17 protein-coding genes and 1 tRNA gene are annotated in these 22,422 nt (G+C 55.1%); 9 read left to right on the top strand and 9 right to left on the bottom strand.

Features of this window, described 5'->3' with window-relative positions:
* Nucleotides 1-16: 16 nt before the first annotated feature.
* Together K334_RS0104615 and K334_RS0104610 are read right to left on the bottom strand one after the other, a co-directional pair.
* Nucleotides 17-790: a biotin--[acetyl-CoA-carboxylase] ligase gene (locus tag K334_RS0104615; protein WP_081658029.1), complete on the bottom strand. Its 774-nt coding sequence runs from the start codon at nucleotides 788-790 to the stop codon at nucleotides 17-19.
* Nucleotides 791-853: 63 nt separating this feature from the next.
* Entirely contained in the window at nucleotides 854-1,228 is a 375-nt protein-coding gene (locus K334_RS0104610) for a YraN family protein (RefSeq protein WP_025880387.1), read from the bottom strand.
* Nucleotides 1,229-1,375: 147 nt separating this feature from the next.
* Here K334_RS0104610 and K334_RS0104605 point away from each other — a divergent pair, with 147 nt between their 5' ends.
* From K334_RS0104605 to K334_RS0104590, 4 genes are read left to right on the top strand one after another with little or no spacing between them, the layout of a single operon-like run.
* On the top strand, nucleotides 1,376-2,077 hold the full coding sequence (locus K334_RS0104605; protein WP_027444585.1) for an ABC transporter ATP-binding protein: 702 nt from the start codon (nucleotides 1,376-1,378) through the stop codon (nucleotides 2,075-2,077).
* Nucleotides 2,070-2,840, top strand: a complete 771-nt coding sequence (locus K334_RS0104600) for a hypothetical protein (RefSeq protein ID WP_025880388.1) — start codon at nucleotides 2,070-2,072, stop codon at nucleotides 2,838-2,840. The genes K334_RS0104605 and K334_RS0104600 overlap by 8 nt, the downstream gene beginning before the upstream one ends.
* A gap of 17 nt (nucleotides 2,841-2,857) precedes the next feature.
* Nucleotides 2,858-3,700 carry a hypothetical protein gene (locus K334_RS0104595; protein WP_025880390.1) on the top strand — a complete coding sequence of 281 codons (843 nt, stop codon included), beginning with the start codon at nucleotides 2,858-2,860 and terminating at the stop codon, nucleotides 3,698-3,700.
* Nucleotides 3,701-3,704: 4 nt separating this feature from the next.
* Nucleotides 3,705-4,148 carry a nucleoside deaminase gene (locus K334_RS0104590; RefSeq protein WP_025880391.1) on the top strand — a complete coding sequence of 148 codons (444 nt, stop codon included), beginning with the start codon at nucleotides 3,705-3,707 and terminating at the stop codon, nucleotides 4,146-4,148.
* A 1,943-nt stretch (nucleotides 4,149-6,091) separates the two neighbouring features.
* Here the strand turns inward: K334_RS0104590 and tsaE are convergent.
* From tsaE to K334_RS0104540, 7 genes are read right to left on the bottom strand one after another with little or no spacing between them, the layout of a single operon-like run.
* Nucleotides 6,092-6,502, bottom strand: a complete 411-nt coding sequence (gene tsaE / locus K334_RS0104570; RefSeq protein ID WP_025880396.1) for a tRNA (adenosine(37)-N6)-threonylcarbamoyltransferase complex ATPase subunit type 1 TsaE — start codon at nucleotides 6,500-6,502, stop codon at nucleotides 6,092-6,094.
* A gap of 42 nt (nucleotides 6,503-6,544) precedes the next feature.
* Nucleotides 6,545-8,110 carry a T9SS response regulator signal transducer PorX gene (porX, locus tag K334_RS0104565; RefSeq protein WP_025880397.1) on the bottom strand — a complete coding sequence of 522 codons (1,566 nt, stop codon included), beginning with the start codon at nucleotides 8,108-8,110 and terminating at the stop codon, nucleotides 6,545-6,547.
* Between the two features lie 12 nt (nucleotides 8,111-8,122).
* A complete protein-coding gene (porW, locus tag K334_RS13470) occupies nucleotides 8,123-11,047 on the bottom strand; it encodes a type IX secretion system periplasmic lipoprotein PorW/SprE (RefSeq protein WP_036889963.1) in 2,925 nt (974 codons plus the stop codon).
* Nucleotides 11,040-11,858, bottom strand: a complete 819-nt coding sequence (locus tag K334_RS0104555) for a metal ABC transporter permease (protein WP_025881503.1) — start codon at nucleotides 11,856-11,858, stop codon at nucleotides 11,040-11,042. Before K334_RS0104555 ends, porW begins: the two co-directional genes overlap by 8 nt.
* Before the next feature lie 38 nt (nucleotides 11,859-11,896).
* Nucleotides 11,897-12,286: a hypothetical protein gene (locus tag K334_RS0104550; protein WP_025881501.1), complete on the bottom strand. Its 390-nt coding sequence runs from the start codon at nucleotides 12,284-12,286 to the stop codon at nucleotides 11,897-11,899.
* Nucleotides 12,287-12,304: 18 nt separating this feature from the next.
* Complete coding sequence (locus tag K334_RS0104545; RefSeq protein ID WP_025881500.1) at nucleotides 12,305-13,552, bottom strand: 3-phosphoshikimate 1-carboxyvinyltransferase; 1,248 nt, start codon at nucleotides 13,550-13,552, stop codon at nucleotides 12,305-12,307.
* A 29-nt stretch (nucleotides 13,553-13,581) separates the two neighbouring features.
* Nucleotides 13,582-14,712, bottom strand: coding sequence for a zinc-dependent metalloproteinase lipoprotein (locus K334_RS0104540; protein ID WP_025881498.1), 1,131 nt, complete (start codon nucleotides 14,710-14,712; stop codon nucleotides 13,582-13,584).
* 216 nt (nucleotides 14,713-14,928) lie between these two features.
* Here K334_RS0104540 and K334_RS0104535 point away from each other — a divergent pair.
* From K334_RS0104535 to lpxA, 5 genes are all read left to right on the top strand, one after another.
* Nucleotides 14,929-15,001, top strand: a tRNA-Pro gene (locus K334_RS0104535).
* 377 nt (nucleotides 15,002-15,378) lie between these two features.
* Nucleotides 15,379-16,572 carry an efflux RND transporter periplasmic adaptor subunit gene (locus K334_RS0104530; RefSeq protein WP_025881495.1) on the top strand — a complete coding sequence of 398 codons (1,194 nt, stop codon included), beginning with the start codon at nucleotides 15,379-15,381 and terminating at the stop codon, nucleotides 16,570-16,572.
* Nucleotides 16,573-16,581: 9 nt separating this feature from the next.
* Entirely contained in the window at nucleotides 16,582-19,869 is a 3,288-nt protein-coding gene (locus K334_RS0104525) for an efflux RND transporter permease subunit (RefSeq protein WP_027444583.1), read from the top strand.
* A complete protein-coding gene (locus tag K334_RS0104520) occupies nucleotides 19,856-21,256 on the top strand; it encodes an efflux transporter outer membrane subunit (RefSeq protein ID WP_025881493.1) in 1,401 nt (466 codons plus the stop codon). The genes K334_RS0104525 and K334_RS0104520 overlap by 14 nt, the downstream gene beginning before the upstream one ends.
* Before the next feature lie 57 nt (nucleotides 21,257-21,313).
* A complete protein-coding gene (gene lpxA / locus K334_RS0104515) occupies nucleotides 21,314-22,096 on the top strand; it encodes an acyl-ACP--UDP-N-acetylglucosamine O-acyltransferase (RefSeq protein WP_027444582.1) in 783 nt (260 codons plus the stop codon).
* The last annotated feature ends 326 nt before the right edge of the window (nucleotides 22,097-22,422 follow it).

Raw genomic sequence — 22,422 nt, 5'->3', positions numbered from 1 at the left:
GGTATTGATAATTGATTTATAATACAAATTTCACTTCCCTGAACTCATATTCCCGGAACCTGCCGTCGCCATCTCGCAGCACCAGCAGCCCATCGTCGCCCACCTCCACGATCGTGGCTTCGAACCTGCCGTCGCCGTCTTCATACGTGTAAGCACCTTTTCGGCGATACAAGGCCTCGTGGTAGAGGGCCGAAATGGCATTGTATTGCCCGTTCTCCAGCATGCGGTAATACTTTTCAAAGGCTGCGACAATCTGTTTGAGCAGCAGCTCCCGGTCGACGTCGTGCCCCAGAATCTGTGCCAGCGACACCGGATTGGGCGCGTCGCTCTCAAACGTCCGTTGGTTCACGTTCAGTCCAATGCCGAATATGCAGTTCTTGATGTGCCCGCCGCCGATGGACGTTTCGATGAGCGTGCCGCTCAGTTTGCGGTCGTTCCAGTAGACATCGTTGGGCCATTTCAGCGTGATACCGTCCGTGTAGCCGTCCAACACTTCCTTCAGGGCCAGCGCGCCCGCCTCTGACAGCAGGAATTGGCTGCGCACGGGCACCATCACGGGATGTGTCAGCACGCTGAACAGCAGGTTCTCTGCGGGCTTGCTCTCCCATGTGTGGGTGCCTTGCCCGCGTCCGGCAGTCTGAAATTCGGCCGTCACCACCGTCATCCACGCTTCCGTCTGTGGCGCGTGCAGGCGCAGATAGTTGTTGGTGGAGTCGATTTCGTCCAACCTGATGATGGTTGCCGACGGCGTTTCCACGGTCGTCTTCTTCCTAAAAGGCCATTTGATCATTATTTTTCCCTTCCTATTTTGGCGGCTGTCGCAAGCCGAAGGCTTTCCGCTTTCTCCACCTTATTATATAAGGAGGGGGTTGAAAGCGTCCTCCACATGTTCCAGCAACGCCGTTTCGGCACGGTCGCCAATGATGGAGATGAGGTCGAAACGCAGTTCGTCCCATAGCTGAAACTCCTTGACGTAGGCATTGGCAGCCGCTCCCAGACTTCTGACCTTGCGTGCGTCGACGGCGTCCTGCGGTCTGCTGACCACGTCAGACGTGCGCGTCTTCACCTCGACAAACACCACGGTGGTGCCGTCGGGCGTGCGGGCCACGATGTCGAGGTCGCGATGGCCCAGTCGCCAGTCGCGGTCGAGAATGGTGTAGCCCTGTTCCCGCAGATGTTGGGCGGCCAATTCCTCGCCCCACTTGCCAAGGTCGTTGTGTGAAGCCATCAGGCTATCCGTATTGTTATTCTTTTACAAAAATACGATTATTATTTTATATTATTCAAAAAATCACCTATTTTTGCCGATATATACCGGGCTTATGGAACCGCGATCGTGTTTCATAGGCCGCGTTTATGGTTTATGATCAATCGTATGGACATTCGGCAACTTTCGTTTCGCTATCCCGGCCACAGCGATTTCGTGTTTCGCGATTTCTCCCTGTCGCTCCATCCGGGCCGTGTCTATGGGCTTTTGGGGCCCAATGGCGCCGGCAAATCCACGCTCTTGTACTTGATGACAGGTCTGTTGACACCCGATACAGGCAGGGTGGAGTTCGACACTACCAACGTTCGCCTGCGCCGACCCGCCACCATGCGTGAAATCTTTCTCGTTCCCGATGAGTTCGAACTGCCTCACGTCACGCTTGAAGCCTACATCGCTACCAACAGCGTGTTCTATCCCCGCTTTTCGATGGTCGACATGCAGGCCTATCTCAGCACCTTCGGCATGACAGCTGACGTGCGGCTCGACGCTCTCTCGCTCGGACAGCGCAAGAAAATCTTCATGAGTTTCGCCATGGCGACCCACACCCGGGTGCTGCTGATGGACGAACCCACTAACGGACTCGACATCCCGGGCAAGCGGCAGTTTCGTGAGTTCATCACGCAGGGCCTGTCCGATGACCGCATCTTCGTCGTCTCTACGCACCAGGTGAAGGACATCGAGGCCGTCATCAACCACGTGTTGCTCATCGACCGCAGCGAAATCATCCGTAACGAGCCGTTGGATTGCGCTGCAAATCTGGAAGAATTTTTCGAACAAGCCATGCAAGGAAGGGAGGTGCATCATGACTGATCAGCTGTTTGACAACCATCGTTTTGCGGCTTGTCTGCGCAAGTTGTGGGCCGAACAGAAATCGTTTGCCATGACATTCACGCCCATTCTGGCAGGACTTGTTGCGGCCGCCGAGGTCTTTGTCTCACTCATGTCCTATCGGTCTGTCCACTATCCGTCTGATGGCATGATGTCCCATGACCCTGCCAAGCTGGGAATCTTGGCCATCGGTTCCCTCTTGTTGTATGGTGGAGGCTGCGTGGCGGCCAGCCGCATGTTCATCGACGGCCAGCAAAAGGCAGGGCGCATCCATGTACTCACCACACCCGTGACCATGTTGGAGAGTTGGCTGGCCCGTGTGCTCATCTTCGTTGTGGGCTATCTGCTCGTGTTCCATGTCGTTTTCTTCGTGTTCGACGGTCTGCGCGTGGTTGTTTTCTCATCCGCTTTGCCAAAAGCTAGCATTGCGATGCAATGGTGGTTTGACTGGGAGGATAGTTCTGAAGTGTTGCTTCCCGCAAGCGCCTATCCTGTAATCGCTTATGCTTTCTGCGTCTCCTGCTATGTGCTGGGGTGTTTTGTCTTCCCCCGTCGACCGTTTCTGAGCACCACCGTCAGCCTGTTTTGCATCGGCCTGGTGTGGCTTTTTCTCGTCATTTTCTTTGCCGCCAGGGCGCCCTTCTTCTTCGACATGATTGCTGTTTGGGGTGCCATCCTGGCTGTCTGTAATTTCTGGCTGTCCTATAAGCGGCTTTGTGAATTGGAAATAATCGACCGAATGTAAGAAAGGAGGCTATTGCAATGAAAACCACCACTCATATCATCATAAGCCTTTTGGCCGCCACGGTCGTGCTGACACTTGTTTCTCCCGTCTTTGACGTGGTGCCTGACAAGCCCGTTGTCTATCTTGACAAAATGAAAACCATCCATGTCCGGGAGATAGCGGACATCGTTTCGGTTGATTCCGCCTTGGAAAATCTGGTCTCGGAGGATAACTACATCGTCAGCTTGGAAGCCAATGACAGCTTGAAAGACGTCGTCGTCAGCTATCCGTATCAGTTTGTCGAGGTCCGCATGCAGGGCCGGACGCTGCATTTGGCACTCCTTCCGACGCTGCGGGGCGAGGACATGACGCCGCTAAGCATGGAACTCATGCCGAACGAACAGGCGTCGGACAGCGTTGTTGCCGGCGAGCGGTTGGAGGCTGTCGTGCGCATTCAAATGCCTTCGGCCATGCTTCGCGACTTCCTGTCCAGGGTCAATCATGCTTCCTTGCGCTGCGTTTCGCTGCTTGTGAATGGCGTTCGGGGCGACTCGCTCTCCTTTCGGCGCGACCTGAATCTGGCTTTGGCCGATTGCGCGTTCGATGTGGCTGAGGTCACAGTGCCGGGCAAGATGTTGCGGTTGTCGCGCACAAAAATAGGCAAACTTACGTTTCATACTGTTCCGAGCGGCGATGGAGGATATTCTTCACGCCTTGAGACAGACAGCGCGTGGGTGGATGACCTGCTCCTGAAGGGACGAATGGACTATACTTTTGGCATCGACTACGAGTGTTTCGGCCATATCACGGTCGAACCGACAAAGGGCTATGGATTGGATGTCGAACTTTACAATATCAAAAAGAAAGTAATCTTGAAGTAAAACGATGGAAACGGAAAACAAAGACGAACTTTATATGCGCCGTGCGCTCGACGAGGCGCAACGGGCTTTCGACAAAGGCGAGATTCCCGTGGGCGCCGTTGTCGTGTGTCGCGACCGCGTCATCAGCCGGACGCACAATCTGACGGAGACGCTCCGCGACGTGACGGCGCATGCCGAGATGCAAGCCATCACCTCGGCGGCCGACATGTTGGGCGGCAAATACCTCAAGGACTGCACGCTCTATGTGACGGTGGAGCCGTGCGTGATGTGTGCCGGAGCCTTGGGATGGTCGCAAATCAGTCGTGTGGTCTATGGCGCGACAGACGAGAAGCGGGGCTTCTCCCGCTTTGCTCCCCAGGCCTTTCATCCCAAGACGGAAGTAACGGGCGGCGTGCTTGAAGCCGAGTGTCGCGAATTGATGCAGGATTTTTTTCAAAGGAGACGATAAAAAAGAGTCATCGTCGCCCTTTTTTATCGATTCGCCTTCCCGGTCTATAGGTTTTCCTGCGTGATTTCTTTGGTGCGGGGGGGCTGCCGACAATGTGTCTATATCCCTTTCAATGTCATATTTAGCCTCCTTTTCTTTTATATGGCTTTGGTGTGGGCATACCATTTGGGGTCGTTTGGCCAACTTCACCTATCGGGTCCGCACATAATCACCACAGGCGTAAAAAAGACCAAGATCTTCGGCCTAGCTTCCTCTGTCACAGGTTAGATAGGGTAGCTCGCTGCGCTCGCAACCCCGCCCTCTAAAAGGACCAACCGCCAAGGCGGTAGTGCGCAGTGTACCATGACCATGCTGCTATGAACCGACCGATTTGGAGTAAAATACCTCTTTGACAAACAAAAGCAGGCCGTTCACACGCCAAGAGCAGCGTGTTCACATCGCAAAAGTAAGCCACTTGATAAACAAAAGCAGCCCGTTCACGCGCCCAAAGCTGCCTGTTTGATAAGCCTAAACCGGTTCATTGGCACATAGTCATGGTGCATTGCGCACTACCGCCTTGGCGGTTGGTCCTTTTAGAGGGCGGGGTTGCGAGCGAAGCGAGCTACCCTGCCTGGCCTGTGACGGAGACATCTAGGCCGAAGGTCTTGGTCCTTTTTGTATTTGTGGTGGATGTTGTCGGGCTTGAAGGGTGGTTGTAGGAATTGCCAATTGGTTTTTGAAGCATGCGGAGGTATGGGCTACAAGGGCAATAGGATGGTCATGGCTGCCGCCGGCTGCCCCTTGATGGCGGGCGGGCAGGCTCGCATGACGGAATCCGAGGCTTTCTTGCGGGTGTTGAAGCCGGCGGCTTCACCTCTCCGTAACCCCCGGTCATGCCGCAGGATGACCGGGGGAGGGGTGCCCACCATCCATCCGTCGACCCAGGAGGGGTCGTCCAGAGTCATCACGGCTGTCTTTGGGCGACCCTTCCAGGGTCGATTTCCTCTTGGTCTTCTATCCCCTGGTCACTCCGCTTCGCAGAGATAACCAGGGGTTATCAAGCGATGAAGCCTCCGGCTTCACTTCCTGCGCCGCCTGCGACAGGCATTTCTTGGTACCCAATGGCTCATGGGGACATAGTCATGGTGCAGTGCGCACTACCGCCTTGGCGGTTGATCCTTTTAGAGGGTAGGCTTGCGAGCGCAGCGAGCTACCCTGTCTGGCCAGTGACAAAGAAAGCTAGGCCGAAGGTCTTGGTCTTTTTTCGACTCATCGTGGCTTTTAGCTCTCAAATCAATTGTCGTGGGTAGCGTGCTGACCGTTTTTTTTGATGATTGATTTGGACTGAAAATAATGAATTTTCTTGACAAATGAGACCTGAAAAGTGAGGTTTTTCAGAAGGGGAAAGGAGTTTCAATGGGAAACGGCAGGATTTCTGGTTTTGTGTAGTTCGTTGATTGTCAGGAAGTTGATGGCTTTTAGTGTTCTAAAGCGGCTTGTACTGTTTGCCATCGCTGTACTTTTACGCGCCGAAAGGATGGCTTTCGCAAGACCGTCATGGCCTTTTGGCGAGGTGAAAGTTCTGCTTCCAGCGGCTGGAAAGGCTGCTTTCGGGGCCGAGAAGTGCGGGGATGGGCGGCTTGAAGACGGCCGGCGGGCGGCACAACGGGCAAAAGGGGGGCCTGTTGCGGTGCTGATTGAAGAAAGCGACAAGCCCGTTTTTTATGAGCAAAAATTGACAAATCTTGAGCTGGCGAATAGGCGAGTTTTGAGCAGGCGCGTGTCGGCCGGCCAACTTGGCAACTTGGCTGTCGGCCAGGCAAGCTATCGGTGGCCGCCGGCACGGCCTCGTCGGGCGGCAAGAGAAAGCGTGGAGAATGCTTGGCATTGCCCTCCCATTCTCCACGCTTCGTCGCCGACCCTTCACTTCATGCGCGCTTTGTCCTTCGTTCTTCGCCTTTCACCTAAAAAGCGACCTGTCGTGACCCGTCGGCCTGCTCTGTGATGGTCACTTTCACGGCGTCTTCGGGCAGCAACTCCTCGATGAGTTCGGGCCATTCCATGAGGCATAGGCTGCCACTGTAGAAGTAATCCTCGTAGCCCATGTCGTAGACCTCCTCCAACTTCTTGATGCGGTAGAAGTCGAAGTGGTAGATGGAGTTGCCGTTGCGGTCGGTATAGTCGTTGACGAGCGAGAAAGTGGGCGACGTGATGACGTCTTCCACGCCCATGGCCACGCATAGGGCCTTGATGAAAGTGGTCTTGCCGGCCCCCATGTGGCCGTAGAACGCGAAGACCTTGCGGTCGCCCATCTGGCTGATAAACGTGCGGGCGGCGTCTTGAATGCTGTCGAGTGATGTGATTTTGATTTCCATATAGTCTTGGTGCTTGATGTTTCGTCTTGTCGTTTCGGGCCTTCAGTGTCGGCGGGGCGTGAGGTCGATGAGCGGAATGAGCATTTCCTCCATCGAGATACCGCCGTGTTGGAACGTGTCTTTGTAGTAGGACACGTAGTAGTTGTAGTTGTTTGGGTAGGCGAAAAAGCTGTCGCCCAGCGCAAACACGTATGTCGTGCTGAGGTTGGGAGCCGGCAGGAAGGCCCGTTTGGGCTCTTTCAGTTCGAACACCTGCCTGGCGTCGTAGTTCAGGTTTCGGCCCAGCTTGTAGCGCAGGTTGGTGTTTGTGTTGCGGTCGCCGATGATTTTGACGGGCTTGCCCACGCGAATGCTGCCGTGGTCGGTCGTCAGCACCACGTGGAAGTCGGCCGCCGCCAGCTCGCGGAACATTTCGTAGATGCCGGAATGGCGGAACCAGCTGAGCGTGAGGTCGCGGTAAGCCCGCTCGTTGGCGGCCAGTTCGCGCACCATCTTCGATTCGGTGCGTGCGTGCGACAGCATGTCGATGAAGTTGACGACCACCACATTCAGGTCGTAGTTGGCCCATTCGCCGCGCCGCTCCATCATCTTGTCGGCCGCCTGCGAATCGTTGATTTTATGATAGTCGAACGTGAACCGGCGGCGGTAGCGTTCCATCTGCGTGCGGATGAGGGCGGCCTCGTTCAGGTTCTTGCCTTCTTCCTCGCCTTCGTCCACCCACAACTCCGGAAACATCTGCTTGATTTGCGTGGGCATGAGGCCGCTGAAGATGGCGTTGCGGGCATATTGCGTGGTGGTGGGCAGCATGCTCATGTAGAGATTGTCGTCGATGTCGAACAGGTTGCCGATTTCCTGTGCCAGCATGCGCCATTGGTCGTAACGGAAGTTGTCGATGACGATGAGGAACACCTTCCGCTTTTGGTCGAGCAGAGGGAAGACGCGGCTCTTGAAAACCTCATGGCTCATGAGCGGACGGTCGGACTTCCGACCCTGTTCCAGGTTGCCCATCCAGTCGAGATAGTGCTTCTTTACGAACTTGCCGAAGGCGTTGTCGGCCTCCATCCGCTGCGTGGCCAGCATGTCGGCCATGCTGTTTTCGCCCGCACTCAGCTCCAGTTCCCATTTGGTCAGCCGCTTGTACAGATCCATCCAGTCATCCGTCGTGCGGCAGTTGTCGATCTGGGCGGCGATGTCGATGAAGCTTTGGCGGTAGCCACTCTGCACGACGCTCGACACGAGGTCCTGTTTGTGGATGCACTTCTTGAGCGAAAGCAGTATCTGGTTGGGGTTGACAGGCTTGATGAGGTAGTCGGCTATCTGCGAGCCGATGGCCTCGTCCATGATGTTCTCTTCCTCGCTCTTCGTCACCATGACGACGGGCGTGGCGGGCTGTATGTCTTTGATCTGCCGAAGGGTCTGTAGTCCTGTCAGTCCGGGCATCATCTCGTCGAGCAAAACCAGGTCGAATGTTTGGCGGCGGCAGGCCTCGATGGCGTCGACACCATTGCTGACCGTCATGACTTCGTAGCCTTTCATCTTCAGAAAAAGGGTGTGGCCTTTCAAGAGTTCTATCTCGTCGTCGGCCCAAAGTAGTCGTCCGTTGCTCATCTTATGCGTTTTTTAGAAACCTTCCAGGTCGTAATATTCGTCATTCAAGTCCACCGTCTTCTGCTTGGACTTGGCTTTCACCGCCTTGGTGTCCGTCTGGGGCGCCTCTGGCAGGGGCTTCCCGTCCTTGTAAATCAGCTCCGCGGGCTGGTTGAGTAGGTCGTTCCGCGTCAGTTTGATGGGCGCGAAGTGCTCGTCGTAGAATGCTTGATAGTCGGCATAGCTGAACTGTCGGCCTATCAGTTCCAGGTTCGCGCGGCTGATGATGAGGCTGTGCGCCTTGGCGACAAGCCCCTTGAGCGGCTGCTGTTGTGCCAGCTGGCGGGCGTAGAGCAACGCCTCCTCATAGTTCAGGAAGCCGCCGACCTCCATGCGGTGGCCGCCTTCGAGCGGAACAATGCCCAACTCAAAGTTGCGAACCAGGTAGTTGGTGAAGTTGTAGCGGGCCATCTCGAAGAGCAGCTGGTTCTCGTTCAGGGAGTCAGGGCTGTAGACCAGGATGTACAGATACTCTCCTTGCGTGTCGGCGCTGAGCTGTACGGAGGCAATGCTGTCGCTGTCGCTCATGACGGCCGCGCGCCGCTGCCACAGCTGGTCCATGTGGAGCGGTCCGCCGTGGGGTGTCCGCCCGGCCTTGACGCCATTGACGATCATGCCCGCCAGTTCGCTGAGCCTGCTCGTGGGATAGTCGGCCACCAATTGCTGCATGTCGGCGAGGCAGGCGTGGGTGTCGCCGTCGTTCAAGCGGCTCAGTCCGCCGATGAAAAGGAACTTGTCGCGGTTGGCCCCCATGGGGAACCGCTTGTCGGAAACGGCCCGGTTGGCGTTGACCGTGGCGTATTGCCCCGCCTTGAAGGCGTCGTAGGTCGCGCCGTAGAGCGAGTCTTCCAGCTGTTGGCCCATCACCGCGTTCTCCTTGAAGTAGGGGTCGGTCAGCACGGCGGTCCATTTGCTGTCCTTGAAGTGCTGCTTCAGCCGTTCGATATAGCTGTCGGCCAGGGCCATTTGGCCCATGCGGGCGTGGAGCAAGTACAGGTGATAGCAGGCTTCGTCCATCTGTTCGAACTGCGGGAACTCCCGTTCGAGGCGTTCCAGAGCCTGTCGGCTGAGCGTGAACTCGTCGAGTTTGTCCTTGAAGATGACGCCCGAGTGGAACAGCGCATCGGCCAGCAGTCTGTGGCTTTCGGCTTGTTGCGCCTCCGTCAGCGGAATTTGAGCCAGGTAATATTCGCGCTTGTGCGGGTCGCTTTCGGCTCTTGTGTCCTCCGCTTTCGGCTTTTCGGGGGCCGTCGGCGCGGCCAGCGTGTCGTTGGCGGCGGGCGTCGAGGCGTCGGTCAGGTCGGTGGAACCGACCACCGTCTTGTTCTTGCGCTGCCAGTCGTCCGTGTTCTGCCGGTTGCCCCATATCCTTCTGAAAGTCTCCTTGCCCGCGTTCACGGCCATGGGGTTGTAGAAATACCAGGTGTTCTGCTTGTCCTGCGCTTGCGGGAAGGCCGGCTGGCTCGTGCGCCGGTCGCCCGTGCGCCGGTTGGCGGCGGCATTGCCGCCTGCCGCCGATACGGTTTCAGTCCCCTCGGCAGCCGCCCTTTCGGCCTTCTCCTTGCGCTTCAATGCCGCGATGGTACGGTCGATGGCCTCGTTGCGCTGGTCTTCGGGCAGCGTGGCCAGCAGCAGGAGCGAGTCTTGCAGGGCTATCTGGTCGGTGAAAGGAACGAGTTCGTCCAGGATGACAGACCTTTCCGTCATCTGCTGGTAGCCCTGTCGGGACTTGTCGAGCATGCCGATGGCCTCCGTGTAGCACCGTCGGGCGTCGCCGAAACGCTGCCTCGACCAGTAGAGGTCGCCCAGCCTTTGCAGCAAGACGCCCTTGCTCCAGCTGTTCTTCTGGGCCTTGCGTCCTCCTTCTTCGTATGCCTGGATGGCCCGGAGCGTATCTTTTTGGCCCAGGTGGATGTTGCCTATCGCATAGAAAACCTGTTCGAGATAGTCCCGGTTCTTGTCCGACGCGGCCATGCGGTGGAGCTTGGCGATGGTCTGGCGTTGCTGTCCGTCGGCCATCACCTCGGTCATGGCGATGCGGGCGTTGAACTCCAGTTCGTAGGGAGGGTTGAGGGCGATGACCTTTGCGTAGGCCTTGTAGGCCTCTTGCGGCCGGTTCAACCTGCTTTGGAGCTGTCCCATGAGAAACCATTCGCGCGCTTTCTGGCGGTGGCGCTGCTCTCTGGCGCTGACGCGGCGCAGATGGGCCGCGGCCCGGGCATAGTCTTCGATGTGGAGATAGTAGTCGGTGAGGGTGTAGTCCCATTCCTTTTGCGCCTGCCAAAGGATGGAATCGCGCTGCATGTTGCGGATGACGTCCTCCGCGTCGTAGCGTTCGCCCAGCTCGACATGGCACTTGGCCAGCCAGGCCTGGGCCTTTTGATGGATGGCGGGCTGCGTGGCGTAGAGCCGGCTCATGTGGCTGAACGTCGAAACGGCTTCTTCGAGGTCGCCCTTCTGGAACTGCGAGCGGCCCATCAGCAGCCAGGCTTTCCACAAGAATGGGTTGTATTCCCTGCGGTTGAGCCATTCCGTGTCGCGGGCGGTCTTGCGTCGCTGCTTGTTCCACACGGGGTGACGCTTGATACTGTGCAGTTGGATGGCCTTGCGGCACTTCTCGATGGCCTTGTCGAACTGGCCGCTGCCGAGCTGAAGGCTGCCTTTGTTGCCGATATAGTACAACGGCAGCAGGTCGGTGTAGTTGTCCTGGTTGCCGTTTTCCTTCTCCAGGCAGCCGTCGATGTAGGCCTGTGAGGCGTTGTAGTAGACGTTGTAGCGTGTGTTGAAGGCATGCCACCAGCGCGACTGGGCCGTGTTGTGCTGAGTCGAGCAGGCTGTCAGCAGGACAAGGAGTCCCGAGACGACCGGCGGAAGCATGTTCTTGAAGCGCTTATACATGGGTTGTGTGGTGGTGGAAGAGGCGTTTCGCCAATCTGGTCAGTGCGTAGACGAGAATGCTGATGAAGATGATGGACGCGCCGGAGGGTACGTTGAGGCTGTAGCTGATGGCCAGTCCGAGCAGGCAGTCGGCCCAACCGATGACAATGCTGTAGGCTATCATCCTCTTGTAGTTGAACGTCAGTTGGTTGGCCGTCATCTGGGGAATCGTCAGCAGGCTGATGGCGAGCACGATACCGACCATCCGCAGGGTGGAGACGATAGTGATGGCGATGAGCGCCATCATGACGTATTCGGTCGTCTTGACGGGCAACTGCTGCGACAGGGCGAAGGTGCGGTCGAAGGCCACGCTGATGATGAGACGGAAGAACAAGGCGAATACGGCCACGACGACCACCGCCAGCAGGCCCAGCAGCCACAAGTCGGCCGTTCCGATGGTCAGGATGTTGCCGAAAAGGAACGACGGCAGGTCGGTCATGAAGCCCGGCGTGAGAAAGCTGAAGATGATTCCGACGCTCATGCCGAGCGTCCAGAAGAGCGCGATGGCGGAGTCTTCGCGCACATCCGTCCTGCGAGACATCCACTGTACGCCGAAGCCGCAGAGCATGGCAAAGGCCATGGCTGAGAGGATGGGGTTGATTCCGAGATACACGCCCAGCCCTATGCCGCCGAAAGAGGCGTGGGTGATGCCGCCGCTGATGAACACCAGCCGCCGCGTGACGATGTAGGTGCCGATGAATCCGCACACAATGCTGGCCAGAAGGGAGCCTAACAGGGCGTTCTGAAAGAAGGTGTATTGAAGTATCTCCACTGTTGCGATATTGAAAAAAAATGAAAAGGGAGGGCGAACTACAGGTTGTCGCTCAGCGCGAACACTTCGTCCTTGAGTGGATTGGGCAGGTTCACGCCCCGCAACGTGAGGCTTCGGGTCCATCCCTTCACCTCTTCGGGGCGCATGGTGTAGAGCACTTCCGAGAATTGTTCTATCTCTTGCTCCGTGTAGGCGTCGGAGTCGCGTCCCCGGAACGCATCGAGTTCCTCGTCGTCGTAGTATTCTATCTCCTTGACGGCAGCCTCCATCATGCACTCCTGTTCGCATTTGTCGTTCTCGCCGTTGCACGTGTTGCACGAGTCCTGCACCCGGATGGGGGGCTCCGGGTCGTCGGCATGACGGTCGAAGCGTGTGAGCAATGCCATCGCAAGCCCCAGAACTACCAATGAAATGACCAAATATAGCATGTGGTTCCTGTTCTGTCGTTAATCGGTTATGCCGAAACCTGCCCGCTTCAGGTCGTCCCAGAAGCGTGGATAGGACTTGCTGACCACCTCGGGATGGTTGATGCGAATGCTTCCCAGCTTCATGGCCATCGGCGCCAGGGCCATGGCCATGCGGTGGTCTTCGTAGGTTTCGACGGCTTCGCCCGTGGGTTCGCAGCGTCGTCCGTCCCAAGTGAGTGTGTCGCCGTTCACGTCCGTCAGCACGAAACCTAATTTCCGCAACTCCGTTTTCAGTGCCACGATGCGGTCGGTCTCCTTGATCTTGAGACTCGCAAGCCCCGTGAAGTGGAACGGAATGCCCATTCCGCAGCAGGTCGTGACCAATGTCTGGGCCAAGTCGGGCGAGTTGACGAAGTCGTATTCGAGCTTCGGCAGCATGCACCGATGACGTTTGAGCCTGACGGTGGTGGGCTTGCAGCAGTCGGTGCTGGCAAACTGCGTCTTCACGCCCAGCAGGGAGAAGATGTATTTCACCACGGAGTCGCCTTGCCGTGAGCCGTCCATGAGCCCCTCCAGGGCTATTTCGGCATTGTTGTCGGGCGTGAGCGCCATCATTTCGTACCAATAGCTCGACGCGCTCCAGTCGTTTTCAATCAGATAGGGGCGGCTCTTGTAGGCCGAAGGCTTCACGGTGATGGTGTCGATGTCGCTCCAGTCGGCCACGGCGCCGAAGTCCCGCATGGTGCAGAGCGTCAGGTCGATGTATGGTCGCGACACGATTTCACCCGTCATGCGCAGTTCCAATCCCTTTTGCAGGGTCGGGCCGATCATCAGCAAGGCCGAGATGTATTGTGAACTGACATTGCCAGGAATCTCCAATCGGCCCCCTTCGAGCGTCTTCCCATTGATTTGCAGCGGTGGAAAGCCCTCTTCTTCCAAGTATCGGATGTCTGCCCCGAGATAGCGCAACGCATTGACGAGTGTGCGGATGGGCCGCTGTTTCATCCGATTCGTTCCCGTAAGGACGTGCGTTCCGGGTGTGCAGGAGAGGTAGGCGGCCATGAAACGCATGGCCGTGCCGGCCGCCTTGATGTCGATTTCGGCCGGCATGTCGTGCAAGGCGCGTATCATCACTTCGGTGTCGTCGCAATCCGAAAGATTCCTGGGCAGTATGCCGCCCCCCGAAAGCGCGTGGATGATCAGGGCGCGGTTGCTGATACTCTTGGAAGCGGGCAGCTGGATGTTGGCCCGAAGGCTGCTGGGCGGTGTTATGGTGTAAGTGGTCATGATGAAACCGTGGCTGAAAAGAAGTTGTTTTAGTAGGCGAAAGTGCCGTGTTCCACAACGATGTCGCTTGCCGTGCGGGCCGCCCGTGTCGTCTTGTCCTTTCTCGGGCCGGGCATGAGCAGACCGTAGTAGAGCACTTGGCGCATGCGTTCCTTCTGATTTCTTGAAATCTTGTAGGCCAACGTGACGGCATAGTCCATGATGTTGGCCGAGATATACGGCTCGCCGCTGCATGGCGAGCGGCGGGCCAGGTCTTCCACGCTCAGCGTTCCGGTGGCGGTGTTGAGTATTTGTTGCAGGTTGTTCTCGTATTCTATGCGGTTGTAGCTGGGCGTGTCTTCGCAATGGTCCGTGTCCATGCAATTGTCGGAGTAGCCGTTCTTGTCTTCCGCGAACACGTGGGTCAGTCCCAGATAGTGTCCCAGCTCGTGGGCGAGCGTCACATTGGCGTCCGTCGTCCTGTAGGTATAGCCGTATCGGCCTTTGTCGGTACCATAACGGGTGGATTCCTGATAGACATAACTGCTGTTCAGACAGGTGCAATGGGTGTACTTCAGATTGGCTTTCGTGAGGGAGTAGCCCTTGGTGTCCACCTTCTGAAGGCCTTCCTGAGCGTGCTCGTCATCCTTCATGATCGGCAGACTGGTAATCCCCAACACGTTGCTTAGCTCGCTGTTGGAACTGCCCGTAAAGGGAAACACCATGACATTGATGTACTCGTTGAGGTCCCAAAGGTATTTTCTGTTGTCGGACGAGGAGATGAACTTCTCTTGGTCTACGGGGAATGTACCGTCGTAGAGGATGTATTCCACGCCCGGCGTGCTCAGTTTGCGGCCGTGTTCGTCGTGTGTGGCCGGCAGAAAGCGGACGTTGAGGTTCTCGCTTTCGCCGTAAATGCCGCCTTGATAGATTTCGTTGACCCGGTTGAGCAGCATGCGCAGGCGGCCATCGCGGATGTATTGGGCGGTATCGCGCGCGTTCTTATAAAATACGTGGAAGATGACGGGCAGCTGATAGGTGTACGTGTCGTTGATGACTGCTGTCGTTTTGTCGTCATCCAGGTCGACGGTGTCTGTTGGCGTGAGGTCGTCGTTGCTCTTACAACTTTGCGATAAGCACAAAATCAGCAAGGCGATGAGGGGTAAAAACGTTTTTTTCATTTCAAGAAACATGACGTATAACCGAAAAGTGCCACGGGAATGGAGCATGACGACCGCTCCCATGGTCGATTGTAATACTTTTCTTTTCGACAAAGTTACGTAAAAAGGGATGAATATAGCCCATTGAGCATGTTTTTAAAATATTTTAATTGATTTTCTTCGTTTCGTCTATGATTTATCGTTACCTTTGCAACCGCTTACAAAAAGAGCTTTGTTCGGGATGTAGCGCAGTTGGTAGCGCACACGTCTGGGGGGCGCGAGGTCGCCAGTTCGAGTCTGGTCATCCCGACAAAAAACACAAGTGAGGGCTTAAATCCGATGGATTTAAGCCCTTTTTCTATGCTTTCGTAAAATGGTTGTCATGTTTTTTCGGCCATCTTGTCGTGCTTCTGTTTTTCTGCGATACGTTTCTTCGATATGCGAGCATGAAGTGCAGGGGGTGGCATAGGCCATGAAGGCTTACTAACAAGTAGGTATTCTTTATAAAAAGAGTTAAAAGAAAGTATCGTGGCTTGTTGCTATAAGGATATTATTCGTACATTTGCAATCAAAACTAAGCTGTTTTGCGGAGTTTTCTCCACCGTTCAATCCGGAGAGCGCGTTCTTCCTCTGTAGAGATTATGACTCCTTTGAAGTTTGATAGAATAATATATAATATAATAAGGTATGAAAATTAAAAGTCTTTTATTTGTTGTGGCTGTTGCCGTTGCGCTCGTTTCTTGCGGCGGTGGCGGTGGAATGCCCAAGTTTGGTGATGATGAATACCCTGTTCAGACTATCGGTTCGAGCAGTGCTTCCATGCAAACCACCTATCCGGCCACGATAAAAGGTATTCAGGATGTGGAGGTTCGGCCGAAGGTTTCCGGATTTATCACGAAAGTGTATGTGCACGAGGGGCAGGCAGTTTCGGCCGGCCAAGTGCTTTTCAGCATTGACAGCGAGACCTATCGTGCTGTCGTTCAGCAGGCACAGGCCGGATTGAACACAGCCAACGCGCAGCTAAATACAGCCCGTCTGACTTACGAGAACAATAAAAAGTTGTTTGAGAAGAATGTCATCGGCCAGTATGAACTGTCCACAGCACAGAATACATTCGCCACGGCACAAGCTTCCGTATCACAGGCGCAGGCCGCTTTGGCTTCGGCCAAGGAGCAGTTGAGTTGGTGTCAGGTGAAAAGTCCGTCGGCAGGTGTCATCGGCAGTCTGCCATTCAAGGTAGGCGCGTTGGTAAGCGCGTCCAGTGCGCTGACCACCGTATCGGAAATCGGAACCGTAGAAGTATTCTTCTCCATGTCTGAAAGTCAGATGCTCAGTCTTACTAAGACCGCCGGCAACGTGAACGCGGCTATCAAAGCCTTGCCGGCCGTGAAGTTACAGCTGGCTGACGGAACGCTTTACAACCATCCGGGCAAGATTGTCAAGGCCAGTGGTGTCATCGACCCCTCTACAGGTTCGCTTTCGTTGATTGCCCATTTTGCCAATCCCGAGAGACTATTGAAGAGCGGCGGTGCCGGTCAGATTATCATTCCCAATGATAACAATGCCGTCATTCAGGTGCCACAGGAGGCATGCTCCGAGGTGCAGGATAAGATTTTCGTTTACAAAGTCGGTAAAGACAACAAGGTTGTTTATAGCGAAATCAAGGTGGATCCGCAGAACGACGGCAACAACTACATTGTGACTTCGGGCCTGAACGTAGGCGACCGCATTGTCGTGAAAGGCATTACGAAGCTGACAGATGGCATGGATATCAAGCCCATTACAATCGAAGCATATCAGAAGAAGTTGGAAAAAGCAGCCAAACTCGCCGAAGGACAGAGTACAGCAAAGGGCTTTATCGACGCAATGAAATCTAAATAAACAAACGATATGACATTTACAAACTTCATAAAACGCCCGGTACTGTCGACGGTGGTCTCCATCTTCTTCGTCTTGCTGGGCATCATCGGTCTAGCTTCGCTGCCTATTGAGCAGTATCCTGACATCGCTCCACCGACTATTATGGTGGTGACGACCTATCAGGGAGCCGATGCGCAGACCGTACTGAACTCCGTTGTAACTCCGCTTGAGGAGAGTATCAATGGTGTAGAGAACATGACTTATATGTCATCGACCGCAACCAATTCCGGTATGGCGATGATAACGGTATATTTCAAGCAAGGAGTCGACCCCAACATGTGTGCCGTCAACGTGCAAAACCGCGTGCAGCAGGCACAGGCTTTGCTGCCGGCTGAGGTTACCCGCGTGGGTGTGACGGTGAGCAAGCGCCAGCCCTCGAACGTTATCATGTATTCGTTGACCACCGATGACTCCCGTTACGACGGCCAATTCCTGACCAATTATAACAACATCAACATCATTCCGCTCTTGAAGCGTATCAATGGCGTGGGCGACGTACAAAGTCCTTCCATGGCCAGCTATTCCATGCGCATCTGGCTGAAGCCCGAAAAGATGAAGATTTACGGACTTGTGCCCACAGATATCTCGGGCATTTTGGCCGAACAAAACATCGAGGCCGCGCCGGGTTCACTGGGCGAGAATGGTTCGGTAGCCTTCGAGTACGCGCTGCGATACAAGGGACGCCTGAAGAAAGCCAATGAATTTGAGAATATTTTAATCAAAAGTTCTACCACCGGACAGACTCTTCGGTTGAAAGATGTGGCTGATATTGAGCTGGGATCGCTACAATATAATGTGAGTTTGATTAACAATGGGCACCCCGCCGTGATGGGTATGGTCAATCAGATTGCGGGGTCTAACGCCACAGAGATTGCTACCGACGTGAAGAAAGCGTTGGAAGAAGCCAGCAAGACCTTCCCGCCCGGACTGAAATATACCATCGAACAGGATATCACCGAGTTTCTTTTCGCCTCGGTCGAAGAGGTTATCATGACGCTGTTTATCACGTTGGCGCTCGTTTTCCTCGTGGTTTACATTTTCTTACAAGACTTGCGCTCGACACTGATTCCAATGATTGCCGTTCCGGTGGCCCTCATCGGTACGTTCTTCTTCCTGTGGGTATTCGGCTTCTCTATCAACTTGCTCGTGCTTTCTGCCCTGTTGTTGGCCATCGCCATTGTGGTGGACGACGCTATTGTGGTGGTTGAAGCCGTACACGCGAAGCTCGATCAAGGCTACAAGAGTGCCCTCGCAGCTTCCATCGACGCCATGAACGAAATTTCAGGTGCCATTATCTCTATCACGTTGGTAATGTCTGCCGTGTTCGTTCCTGTGTCATTCCTCGGCGGAACGTCGGGTACGTTCTATCGTGAGTTCGGTGTGACAATGGCCGTGTCCATCATCATCTCAGCCGTCAACGCGCTGACGCTATCTCCGGCCTTGTGCGCTATTTTCTTGAAGCCCCACGACAAGGAGAAAGATCATAGTAACGCGACCTTTGTCAGCCGCTTCCATAGTAACTTTAATCGCGTGTTTGACCGCACGACAGAGAAATATAAGAAAGGTGTTACGTTCTTTATCAATCACAAACTGGTAGCAGGCGGCTCCATCGCAGTGGGCATCGTGGCTCTTGTCGCACTGATGTCGACCACCAAGACCGGCCTTGTGCCCAATGAAGATACGGGTACGCTGTTTGTCATGATATCGGCTGCGCCCGGTACCAGTCAGGAACGCACGAAGCAAATCGTAAACCAGGTGGACGGAATGTTGGCCGGCAACCCTGCCATTCAGCGTCGAGAAGCCGTCATCGGTTACAACTTCATCGCCGGTCAGGGTTCTGATCAGGCTACGTTCATCATCAAGTTGAAACCGTTTGAAGAGCGTTCGGCCGGTATTTTCACCCGTATCAAGAACGCGATAACCAACGCCGACCCGATGGCGCTGTTTGTCAACCCGCTCGAAGCTAACTCCGTGCTGGGTATGATCTACAAGCAGACGGCGTCTATTAAGGACGCTCAGATTATCGCTTTCGGACCGCCGATGGTTCCGGGCTTCTCCGTGCAAAGCGGTATCACCATGACGATGCAGGATAAGAGTGGCGGTGACCTGAATAAATTCTACAACTTGACGCAGAGTTTCTTGAAAGAACTAAACACGCGTGAAGAGATTCAGAAGGCCATGACCACGTATAACCCTAATTATCCGCAATACATGGTAGACGTTGACGTTGCCAAGGCCAAGCAGGCGGGTATTTCGCCCAGCACGGTTATGTCCACACTGCAAGGCTATCTGGGTGGTCTTTACGCGTCAAACTTCAACGCTTACGGCAAGTTGTTCCGTGTTATGATTCAGGCAAGCCCCAATGATCGCCTCCGTCCCGACCAATTGAGCAATATTTATGTACGTACAGCCAATGGACAGATGGCTCCTGTTTCTGAATTTTGCACCTTGAAGCGTGTCTACGGCCCATCCAATATTGCCCGCTTCAACCTCTTTACCTCTATCAATGTCAGCGTAACACCGGCTACCGGCTATTCTACCGGTCAGGCGATGCAGGCCATTGCCGAAGTAGCGAAGAACACATTGCCGACCGGTTATGGCTATGAATACTCCGGTCTGACTCGTTCTGAGGCGGAAAGCAGCAACACTACCGCGCTGGTATTCGTATTGTGTCTGGTGTTCGTCTATCTGATTCTGAGCGCGCAGTATGAGAGCTATCTCCTTCCGTTGGCCGTTATCCTCTCCATTCCGTTCGGATTGGCCGGCGCTTTCATCTTTACGCAGATCTTCGGTCACTCTAATGACATTTATATGCAAATCTCATTGATTATGCTGATTGGTCTTTTGGCGAAGAATGCCATCCTTATCGTACAGTTCGCGCTCGACCGTCGCAAGACCGGTATGGCCATTCGCTATTCCGCCATCTTAGGTGCGGGCGCCCGTCTGCGTCCTATCTTGATGACTTCGTTGGCAATGGTTATTGGTCTGTTGCCGCTGATGTTCGCTTCGGGCGTAGGTAAGAACGGCAACCAGACACTGGGTGCCGCCGCCGTCGGTGGTATGTTGATCGGTACATTCTGCCAGATCTTCGTCGTGCCGGCGCTCTTTGCGGTCTTCCAGTGGTTGCAGGAACGCTTTACCCCCATCATTTTCGAGGATGAGGAGAATCATGAGGCCGCGGCCGAACTCGAACAGTATGCCCATGCAAATGGCTCCATCACACCCCAAAACTATAAGAACCAATATGATGAAAAATAAGATTAATACAATACTCGTGCTAACACTTGCAACGCTCATGTTGAGCGGTTGCAAGAGCCTGTACGGCCGATACGAGCGCCCCGACGTAAAAACGACAGGACTGGTGCGCGACGTCATGTCGGACAAAGATACGCTGGTCGTAAACGATACGGCCGGTTTCGGCAATATTCCATGGCGCAGCGTCTTTACCGATCCTATCCTGCAAGGGCTTATCCATCAGGCTTTAGACCATAATACAGACCTCTTGAATGCCGCGCTCAACGTGGAAATGGCCGAAGTGCAGCTCAAGGCAGCCAAGCTCTCGTTCCTCCCCTCGTTCAACTTCAGCCCGCAGGGAGTCATCTCTTCATGGGACGGTGCCAAGGCAAGCCAGACCTACAGCCTCCCGCTCAATGCCAGTTGGAACGTCGACCTCTTTGGAACACTGCTGTCATCGAAGCGTGCCGCCCAGGTCGCCCTGCTGCAGACGAAAGACTATCAGGTGGCTGTCAAGACGAAAGTCATTGCCGGTGTGGCCAACATGTACTACAGCTTGCTGATGCTCGACAAGCAGATGCAGCTCGTGGGCGACATGGAACAGCTGACGAAGGACACTTGGGACATCATGAAAATCCGCAAGGACGCCGTCGTGGGCATTCGTTCGGTTGCCGTCCAGAGTGCGGAGGCCAACTACTATTCCGTGCTGACGCGGAAGACCGACCTTCGTCGGCAGATTCGCGAGACGGAGAACTCGCTCTCGTTGCTCATCGGCCAGCAGGCACAGACCATCGCCCGCGGCAAGATGGACGACCAGCTGCTGCCCACCAGCTTCTCTACGGGCGTGGGCTTGCAGCTGCTCAACAACCGTGCGGACGTCCACGCGGCCGAAATGAAGCTGGCGCAGTGCTTCTATAACGTGCAGACCGCCCGCAGTCGCTTCTATCCCAGCCTGAACATCAGCGGCAGCGGAGCCTACACCAACAGCGGAGGCATGGGCATTGTCAATCCCGGCAAGCTGTTGTGGCGGGCCGTGGGTTCGCTCACGCAGCCCATCTTCCAGAACGGACGGCTCATCGCAGGCCTGAAGGTGGCCAAGGCGCAGTATGAACAAGCCTACAACACTTGGCAGAACACCATACTGACGGCCGGCAGCGAGGTGAGCAACGCGCTCGTGAAGTACAACTCCGCCTTGGAGAAGTCAAAGATAGAAGAGAAGCAAATCCAAGTCTTGAAGAAGAATGTGGAGGACACCAAGGACCTCATGGCAAGTTCCCGCACCACTTATCTCGAAGTGATTACGGCGCAAAGCAGCCTCCTCAACACCGAACTCTCCAAGGTTGCCGACGATTTCAGCCGCATGCAGGCCATCGTCAACCTATACTCCGCTTTGGGTGGAGGCGCCAGGTAGTGCACATCACCAAGGGATTCGTTCCACATTCAACATTCAACATTTAACATTAGTATTATGGCAAGTGAAATAAGTGCGAAAGCCGAGGTGTCTCCCAAGGCGAAAATAGGAGACAACTGCAAGATATTCCCCTTCGTCTACATCGAAGACGACGTCGTGATAGGTGACGATTGTGTCATCTTCCCCTTTGTAAGCATTCTCAACGGAACCCGCATGGGCCGTGGCAACAAGGTGCATCAGGGTGCCGTCGTGGGCGCGCTGCCCCAGGATTTCAACTTCTGTGGCGACAAGACGGAGCTGGTGATAGGCGATGGCAACATCATCCGCGAGAATGTGGTAATCAATCGGGCGACCCATTGTGGCGGTCGGACGGTCATCGGCAACCACAACTTCCTGATGGAGGGCGCCCATATCTCGCACGACACCAAGATAGGTGACCATTGCGTGTTCGGCTACGGCACGAAGATTGCCGGCGACTGCCTGATTGGCAACGGCGTCATCTTCTCGTCGTCGGTCATCGAGAATGCCAAGACACGCGTGGGCGACTGCGCGATGGTGCAGGCCGGCACCACTTTCTCAAAAGATGTTCCGCCTTATATCATCGCCGGCGGGAAGCCCGTCGGTTACAATGGTCCCAACACCACGATGATGACCGCCAACGGGGTGGAAGACAAGGTTCAGAAGCATGTGGCCAACGCCTATCGCTTGGTGTTCCACGGCCAGAACAGCGTGTTCGACGCCGTGTTGCAGATCAACGAGCAGGTGCCGGACAGTCCGGAGATACGAAAGATCGTGGATTTCATCAATTCTACGAAACTGGGAATCATCAGTAAAATGTAGTTCATACCTCTGCATTTTACGTTATATGAGGAAGGGTTGGCCGTGAGGTCGACCCTTCTGTGTTCAAGATGGGTCTGTGACGGGATGTGTAGGCCGAAGGCCTTGATCTTTTTTTACCCCAAATCGGTTCATTGGATATAAGTAAATGCCAGTCGCAGGCTGCGCAGGAGTTGAAGCCGGAGGCTTCATCGCTCGATAACCCCTGGTCATCTCTGCGAAGCGGAGTGACCAGGGGATAAAAGACCAGGCGGAAATCGACCCTGGAAGGGTCGCCCAAAGACAGCCGTGATGACCGTGGGCGACCCCTCCAGGGTCGACGGATGGAT

This window comes from Segatella baroniae DSM 16972 = JCM 13447 (assembly GCF_000426585.1).
GTDB lineage: Bacteria > Bacteroidota > Bacteroidia > Bacteroidales > Bacteroidaceae > Prevotella > Prevotella baroniae.
Note: the sequence above shows the minus strand (reverse complement) of the source record. Positions and strands in the feature narration are given on the sequence as shown.

What these genes read in the sequence shown, in the direction of transcription:
- K334_RS0104615 (WP_081658029.1), bottom strand. Translation starts at nt 790, where the DNA reads ATGATCAAATGGCCTTTTAGGAAGAAGACGACCGTGGAAACGCCGTCG.
- K334_RS0104610 (WP_025880387.1), bottom strand. Translation starts at nt 1,228, where the DNA reads ATGGCTTCACACAACGACCTTGGCAAGTGGGGCGAGGAATTGGCCGCC.
- K334_RS0104605 (WP_027444585.1), top strand. Translation starts at nt 1,376, where the DNA reads ATGGACATTCGGCAACTTTCGTTTCGCTATCCCGGCCACAGCGATTTC.
- K334_RS0104600 (WP_025880388.1), top strand. Translation starts at nt 2,070, where the DNA reads ATGACTGATCAGCTGTTTGACAACCATCGTTTTGCGGCTTGTCTGCGC.
- K334_RS0104595 (WP_025880390.1), top strand. Translation starts at nt 2,858, where the DNA reads ATGAAAACCACCACTCATATCATCATAAGCCTTTTGGCCGCCACGGTC.
- K334_RS0104590 (WP_025880391.1), top strand. Translation starts at nt 3,705, where the DNA reads ATGGAAACGGAAAACAAAGACGAACTTTATATGCGCCGTGCGCTCGAC.
- tsaE (WP_025880396.1), bottom strand. Translation starts at nt 6,502, where the DNA reads ATGGAAATCAAAATCACATCACTCGACAGCATTCAAGACGCCGCCCGC.
- porX (WP_025880397.1), bottom strand. Translation starts at nt 8,110, where the DNA reads ATGAGCAACGGACGACTACTTTGGGCCGACGACGAGATAGAACTCTTG.
- porW (WP_036889963.1), bottom strand. Translation starts at nt 11,047, where the DNA reads ATGTATAAGCGCTTCAAGAACATGCTTCCGCCGGTCGTCTCGGGACTC.
- K334_RS0104550 (WP_025881501.1), bottom strand. Translation starts at nt 12,286, where the DNA reads ATGCTATATTTGGTCATTTCATTGGTAGTTCTGGGGCTTGCGATGGCA.
- K334_RS0104545 (WP_025881500.1), bottom strand. Translation starts at nt 13,552, where the DNA reads ATGACCACTTACACCATAACACCGCCCAGCAGCCTTCGGGCCAACATC.
- K334_RS0104540 (WP_025881498.1), bottom strand. Translation starts at nt 14,712, where the DNA reads ATGAAAAAAACGTTTTTACCCCTCATCGCCTTGCTGATTTTGTGCTTA.
- K334_RS0104530 (WP_025881495.1), top strand. Translation starts at nt 15,379, where the DNA reads ATGAAAATTAAAAGTCTTTTATTTGTTGTGGCTGTTGCCGTTGCGCTC.
- K334_RS0104525 (WP_027444583.1), top strand. Translation starts at nt 16,582, where the DNA reads ATGACATTTACAAACTTCATAAAACGCCCGGTACTGTCGACGGTGGTC.
- K334_RS0104520 (WP_025881493.1), top strand. Translation starts at nt 19,856, where the DNA reads ATGATGAAAAATAAGATTAATACAATACTCGTGCTAACACTTGCAACG.
- lpxA (WP_027444582.1), top strand. Translation starts at nt 21,314, where the DNA reads ATGGCAAGTGAAATAAGTGCGAAAGCCGAGGTGTCTCCCAAGGCGAAA.